Source organism: Pseudomonas brassicae, assembly GCF_010671725.1.
Lineage (GTDB): Bacteria > Pseudomonadota > Gammaproteobacteria > Pseudomonadales > Pseudomonadaceae > Aquipseudomonas > Aquipseudomonas brassicae.
Map to the genome: position 1 here is coordinate 22,666 of NZ_JAAHBU010000052.1, position 6,740 is coordinate 29,405.

General features: G+C 65.8%; 4 protein-coding genes. All 4 read right to left on the reverse strand.

The window, feature by feature from the left end; all coding sequences use genetic code 11:
- Nucleotide 1 precedes the first annotated feature (1 nt).
- Nucleotides 2–1,225 (reverse strand): cellulose synthase complex periplasmic endoglucanase BcsZ, encoded by a 1,224-nt coding sequence (gene bcsZ / locus G3436_RS05050; protein ID WP_163942018.1) that lies wholly within the window; start codon nucleotides 1,223–1,225, stop codon nucleotides 2–4.
- A gap of 4 nt (nucleotides 1,226–1,229) precedes the next feature.
- On the reverse strand, nucleotides 1,230–3,473 hold the full coding sequence (bcsB, locus tag G3436_RS05055) for a cellulose biosynthesis cyclic di-GMP-binding regulatory protein BcsB (protein ID WP_163942021.1): 2,244 nt from the start codon (nucleotides 3,471–3,473) through the stop codon (nucleotides 1,230–1,232).
- A 73-nt stretch (nucleotides 3,474–3,546) separates the two neighbouring features.
- Nucleotides 3,547–5,775 carry a UDP-forming cellulose synthase catalytic subunit gene (bcsA, locus tag G3436_RS05060; protein WP_163942024.1) on the reverse strand — a complete coding sequence of 743 codons (2,229 nt, stop codon included), beginning with the start codon at nucleotides 5,773–5,775 and terminating at the stop codon, nucleotides 3,547–3,549.
- The coding region (gene bcsQ, locus G3436_RS05065) for a cellulose biosynthesis protein BcsQ (RefSeq protein WP_243667019.1) at nucleotides 5,772–6,740 on the reverse strand (969 nt) is incomplete at its 5' end. The genes bcsQ and bcsA, both read right to left, overlap by 4 nt.

Genomic DNA, 6,740 nt, shown 5'->3' on the forward strand with positions numbered 1-6,740 from the left:
GCTAGGGTTTTGCGGCGCGAGGGCATGAGGCCTCCCAGAATGGTTGCAACTTCCCGTCGTCGAGGAAGTGGTAACGATCATCCATGAAGCCCAGGGCAAACAGGCTCAATACGAAGTCGTAGTAAGGGGGTTGTCCGGCCTGCACCGCTTCGGGGGTCAGGCTCTTGGTCATCAACTGATCGACGCGCGCGCGCTGCTGCGCTTGCAGCCAGGGTTGCTGGCGCGCCTTGAAGTAGGGCAACAGCGCGGCAGAGAAGCCGAACGGCCCATCACCGCTGGTGGTGTTGGCCTGTACCAGGACCTTTTCCGGTGGCACAGCATGCGTCGCGACACTGCGCGCCATGCCATCGAGGCTGTCCAGGATCGGCTTGGCCAGCGGGTCTTTGCTCGGGGTCATGCCGGCCCACAGGTAGGTGCGGATGGCATCATAGCTGCCGGTTTCGCCCTTGACCGGGTCGATCACGAACAGGCCCTGGTCGGGGCCTGTGCCGCGGTAGCCGACCCAGTCGGCCACGTAGCCGTGATGGCTGACGCCCTTGATCAGGCTGGCGGTGCTGCGTGCGATCTGGCTCCACGGCCCCTTGGGGTCGACCACGGCCATGCGGCGCAGCACCGGCACCGGCAGGTAGCTGGGATTGAGCTGCCAGAAGTGATCGGCCTTGGCGAAACCTTCGGCACCGGGCAGCAGCATCATGCCCAGGCCCGGCAGGTCGGCCACTTCACGGGCCTTGATATTGGCCAGCAACTGGTTCGCCTGTGCGGTGTAGGCCGGGGTATTCCACAGCCGTCCGGCCTCGATCAGCGCATAGGCGAACCACAGGTCGGCGTCCGAGGCCGAGTTGCGGTCCAGCAGGCGCCATTGGCCTTTGTCGTCCAGGCCCCAGAACCAGCCGGGCAGGTTCTGCTTGATGTCGCCGCCGGCCAGGTTGTTGCTGGCCCACAGCCAGAGCTTGTCGAAGCTGGCCTGGTCGTTGGCGACCAGGGCAAAGAACATCGCGTACGACTGCCCCTCCGACGAGCTGTGCTGCTGCGGCGTGCTGGCGTCGAGCACGCGCCCGTCGGGCTGCACGAAATGCTCGCGAAACACCTGCCACAACGGCCAGGGCTCGGCAGCGCAGCTTTTTGCCTGGCTGATGCCCGGCAGCAACAGGGCCAGGGCGCTGGCGCCAAGCAGGCGACGCCAGGTCGAGCGCGGTCGGCGGGTATGTGCGGTAGGCAGTGGCATGCGGTTACTCGTCGTTGAGGCGGCGTTTGGCCAGGGCGCGCAGCGAGACAAACGCTACCAGGCTTACCAGCGCAACACCCAGGATGGTCAGTAGCAGCAGCGCCAGCACATGCTGCGAAAGCAGCCACTGAATATACCTGAATGGCCCCAGATGCCCCACGTAGTAGGCCTGTTCGGCCACCAGCGATTCGATGTTCTTGCCATTGATCACCACCAGGCTGCCTTGCAGCGACTGGGTATATTGCTCGCCGCCGATCAGGGCGTCGGTGACCTCGGTCAGGTACTGCGGCTGCGGGCTGGACAGCACCACCACGCTACGCCCGGCCTTGAGCGGCGACTCGAAGCCGGTGACGTACGAGCTGCGCTTTTCCCCGGTAAAGGTGAACGCACCGCGTGCCGCGCGCAGGTTGGCCTGCGGGTCGGGGCTGATCCATTCGCGCAGGCGCATCGGCAGGTCGGAGAACTCAACATACTGTTTGGCGTCCTGGGCCTTGCTTGGCAAGCGGTCGGCCCAGGTCTTGAGCAGCGGCTGGTTATCGCCGGAGGCCAGTACCAGCAGGTCCTTGTCGGCCAGCGCGCCGACCTGCCCGGCCTGGGCCACGGTGACGGCGGTGGCGGGGTAGCCGGTCGACTCGCCGAAGCGCCCGAGCACGGTCAGGTAGGCACTCCAGTCGGCATTGCCGGCGTTGTCGGGCAGGATCACCGCCGAGCCCGACAGGTCGGCCAGGCGCGTGAACGGGAAGCCGCTGTCCTTGAACACGCCCAGGTTGGGCATGGCCATGAAGTGGTCATAGCCGCTCAGGTCCAGGGTGGAGTCGGGGTCGATCGCACCGCGCATGTTGTCGATGATGATGTCGCGGCATTCACCCTGCTTGATGTAGTCGTACATGAAGCGAAATTGCAGGCGCGATTGCAGCGCGACCGAATCCAGCGGCAGCAGCATGCTCACGTTTCGCGCCACGCTGTCGTCTTTTTTCAGCGCCGCCAGCAGGCCTTCACCGCCGCCCAGGCGCTCGATCGAGGGCAGGTTCATCGACTGGATGAAGTTATCGTTGAAGCTCACCAGCAGCGAGGAGTTGGACGAGGTCTGCTGCGGGGTATAACGGTACTTGAGGTCGAGTCTGGCGCCACGCTCGCGCCAGTTGAACAGGTCGGGCGGCAGGCGCACCGGCACGGTGATCACGCCGGGGTTGTAGCCCGACACGTTGAGCTGGCGCGGCTCGATCAGCTCGCCCAGGCGTACCGGGCGATCGGTCGGCAGCCAGTTCGGCGCGTCATAGGGCTTGCGCGGCTGCAGTATGTCGAGGGTGTCGATCTGCACGCTGGCGCCAGAGAAGCTGCGGTTGCCGATCACCAGGGCGGTGGCGGCGCGCTTGAGCTCGGCGCTGTCGCGCCCGGCGATGATCAGCAGCTTGCCGTGGTCATCATTGGGGTTGCTCACCAGCGACAGGGTCGGCCCCTTGATGTCCGGCAGCGTCAGGCCTTCGACCTGGCTGCCTTCGCCGGTATTGACCAGGATCACCGCGTTGCCGGTGGCCGGCAGGGTACGCAGGCTGGTCGGGAAGTTCGCGCCACGGTAGCTGGCCAGGGCGCCCATCCACGACGACACCGCGCCAGCGGCTTCGAGGGTGGCGTTGTCGGGGGCCGCGGCGAACACGAAGGGCAGGTTGAGGGCGCGCGGGTCGCGACGGTCGAACAGCGGCAGCGGCAACAGCGACAGGTCGTTGGGCAGTATCACCGGCTTGACCTGCAGGCTCAGCTGGCTGTCGTTGCTGATCTTGGCCCACAGGCTCGAATGCAGCGGATCTTCACACTGCATGGTGTAGTGGCCGATCAACTGCACGCCAAGCCGGTTGAACTCGGTGATCAGGTACGGCGGAATGTCGATCACCTGCTTTTGCAGCGAACCGGCATTTTCCTTGGGCAACGGGATGCTCGCGGCGACTTCGTCGTTGACCATGATGTTGATCTGCGAGAGGTCGCTGAGCAGCGCCGGCGAATAGGTGTACTGCAGGGTCAGTTGCGCGCCGGTGACCACCTCGTCGGCGCGGATATCGAAGTTGACCGTGTCGGTGGACTCCACGCCGCGCAGGCTCATGGTGTAGTTCTTGCCCAGTTGCTTGAGGCTCAGCTGGTAGCCGTCCTTGATCGCGGGTGCCGTGCTCTGGCTGGCCACTGGGGCGGCTGCGGGCTCGGCCGGGGCGCTCGCCTCGTCGCCAGCGCGGGTTGCAACAGGCTGCCCAGGCACAGCAGGGCGCCGGCGAGCAATGTGCGGGAACGGCGCGACAGGTTCACGTGCTGGCCGGTATGAGACATGACGGTCATTGCGAGTCCAACGAAGGTTCGAGAGGAGGAGGGGCCGACTTGCGCGTGTGGCGCCGATGGCGCAAGGCACTCAGGGTCGCCTGGGCCAGGTCGATCATGCCGCGCACACCGATGCTGCTGACATCGCGCAGGGCACCCAGCGGGGTGTCGGGCTTGCTGGAGCCCCAGGTCGAGGCCCAGGTGTCGGCGCGGGAGAAGGTCAGGCGCACGAAATCGCTTTGCTGGCGCAGGGTCAGCGGCTTGAACTGCGCGCCGGCCATGTTGCCCTTGCTGAACACCACGGTGGCCGGCAGCACGCAGGCCTGCTGCTTGCGCATCAGGGTCACCTGGATCTCCTGGCCTTTCTGCAGGCTCTGGCCCTCGGGCAGCTTGAAGCCCACGCCTTTCTGCGAGAAGTCCACGGTGGTGCAGTCGATTGCCGGGCCGTCCGGGGTCTGTACCCGCACCGGCAGCTCGGCGCGCACACGCGGCTCGGAGCGTACCTGGCGGGTTTCACTGGCCACCGCCACGGCGGCGCTGGTGATGATGATGTTGTAGATCGTCCAGGCCAGGTTGATCACGATGGTGATGGCCGCCGCCGGGTCGCCCCAGATCAGCTGGAACACACCGAAGCCCAGGCCGACCAGGTTGAGCGTCAGCAGGATGATGTACGGCCGCGCCAGCTCCCAGTCGAAATATTCCTTGTCGATGATGCCGCCCTTGTCGGTCACGTTGAAGCCACCGAGCTTGGGGTTGACCAGTGCCACCAGCACCGGGCGCATGATGTACCAGGCCAGTACCGACTCGTACACCTCGTTCCAGAACGAATGGCGAAAGCGCCCCTGGATACGCGAGTTGGTCAGGCTCGCATGGAAGATGTGCGGCAGCACGTAGGCGGTGATCATTAGCGCCGAGGCGTGGAAGATCTGTGCGCCGAAGATCAGGTAGGCCAGCGGCGCGGTGAGGAACACCAGGCGCGGCAGGCCATAGAAGAAGTGCAGCATGGCGTTCACGTAGCACACCCGCTGGCCGAAGCTCAGGCCCTTGCCGATGAACGGGTTGTCGGTACGGAAGATCTGCGCCATGCCGCGCGCCCAGCGGATGCGCTGGCTGATGTGCCGCGACAGGCTTTCGGTGGCCAGGCCGGCCGCCTGCGGGATGGCCAGGTAGGCGGTGTTGTAGCCCTTGCGGTTGAGCTTGAGTGCGGTGTGCGCATCCTCGGTCACGGTCTCTACCGCCACGCCGCCGACTTCCAGCAGGTGGGTGCGCCGGATCACTGCGCACGAGCCGCAGAAGAAGGTGGCATTCCACAGGTCGTTGCCGTCCTGCACCAGCCCATAGAACAGCTCACCTTCGTTGGGCACCGAGCGGAACGTATCGAGGTTCTTCTCGAACGGGTCGGGGGAAAAGAAGAAGTGCGGGGTCTGCAGCAGCGCCAGTTTCGGGTCCTTGAGGAACCAGCCCATGGCCACCTGCAGGAAGGAGCGGGTGGGCACGTGGTCGGCATCGAAGATGGCGATGTACTCGCCGTCGGTGACTTTCAAGGCCTCGTTGAGGTTGCCCGCCTTGGCGTGGCGGTTGTTGTCGCGCACGATGTAGTTGACGCCAATTTGCCGGCAAAATTCACGAAATTCGTCGCGGCGGCCGTCATCCAGCACGTGCACGCGCAGCTTGTCGCGTGGCCAGTCGATGGCCTGGGCGGCAAAGATGGTCAGTTTCACGATGCTCAGGGCTTCGTTGTAGGTGGGGATGAACACATCCACCGTCGGCCAGTCCTTGGGGTCCTGGGTCAGGATCTTGGGCTTGCGCTGCAGCGGCCAGGCGGTCTGCATGTAGCCGAAGGCCAGCACCACCAGGGCATAGAATTCCGCCGCCACCAGGCCGTAGCCGAACAGCATGTCCAGCCAGTTATCGAAGCCCAGCGTGTCGGTCAGGCGCCAGTACACATAGCGCAGCGTGGCCACCAGCGACAGCACCACCATGGCCAGCACCGGCAGGCGCCCGGGCAGCTTGCGCAGCATCAGCAGTGCGGCAAAGCACAGGCCGGCAAAGGCGAACTGGCGCTGCAGGTCGAGGGGTGCGGTCACTACCGCGACCAGCAGCAGTACGCCGATCACGGCTGCACCGATCTTCAGCGCGCGCAATGCCGGTTGCGGCCATTGGCCGATGCGTTCGAGCCAGGCGCTCAAGCGCGCAGAGGCGTTGGGCGGCTGCTGTGCAGGCGCCTGGTCAAGGTGCACAGTCATGAGGCGCTGGATTCTTGGCGATGATGGGCGAGGGTGACGGCGAGCGCATGCGCTGCGGCGCGCAGGTCCTGGCAGGCAGGGCTGCCGGGTACCTTGGCGAAGGGGTCGAATTCGAAGGCCTGGGCTTCATCGAGGCTGTAGTCGAGCCTGACCATGCCCAGCAGTTCGCGTCCCAGACGCTGGCGCAGTACCTGGCACATGTCCAGGTTCAGCGCGCGGGTGGGGTCGACCTGATTGATCAGGTAGCTGCAACGCGCTGCAGGTGTGCGCTGGTGCAGCGGCGCCAGCCAGGCTTGCAGCGTGTCCAGCACACGGTACGAGGCGGTGTCGGGCAGGGTCACGGCAACTACCTGGTCGGCCATCGCCAGCACGGGCGCAAGCCACGTGTTGGGGCCGGTGGGGAGGTCGATGATCAGTACGTCGTCGGGCGTGAGTGCCAGCGTTGCCAGTTGCTGCATCAGCCAGCCGGGCTCGTTTGCCAGGTGTTGCTCGAGAGTGTGCAACTGGGCGGCATCGGCGTGCCCGAACGGCAGGCACTCCACGGGCGAGTCGGGCAGCGCCTGGCAAACCGTGTTCCAGGGCTCGGCGCCGTGGCTGGCCTGGCTCAGTCCGGGGGTACTGGGTGGCAGGCCCAGTTGAGCGCCAAGGCTGTTCTGCGGGTCGAGGTCCAGCGCCACCACGCGGCCCTGCGGGTGTTCGAGCAATTTGGCCAGCGCGGCGGCGAAGGTGGTCTTGCCCACACCGCCCTTTGCCGAAACCACCGCAACAATGTGCGCCTTGGGACGTATCGGCATCGGTGTGTGCATGGCGTACTCCAGCGCTCCCTGATTCAGCCCCTGGGCTTGCGTGCGGCGCAGGCGCGCAGCCGCCTCGAGTTGCTCGCGCAACGACAGGGGGGGCGACGGTTGGGCAGCGTGTGCGGGGCCGGGCTTGCCTGCGTGGGTACAGCTACCAGCGCAGGTGCC

Excerpts from the sequence above, each read along its gene's own strand:
- bcsZ (WP_163942018.1), bottom strand. The coding sequence starts at position 1,225 with ATGCCACTGCCTACCGCACATACCCGCCGACCGCGCTCGACCTGGCGT.
- bcsA (WP_163942024.1), bottom strand. The coding sequence starts at position 5,775 with ATGACTGTGCACCTTGACCAGGCGCCTGCACAGCAGCCGCCCAACGCC.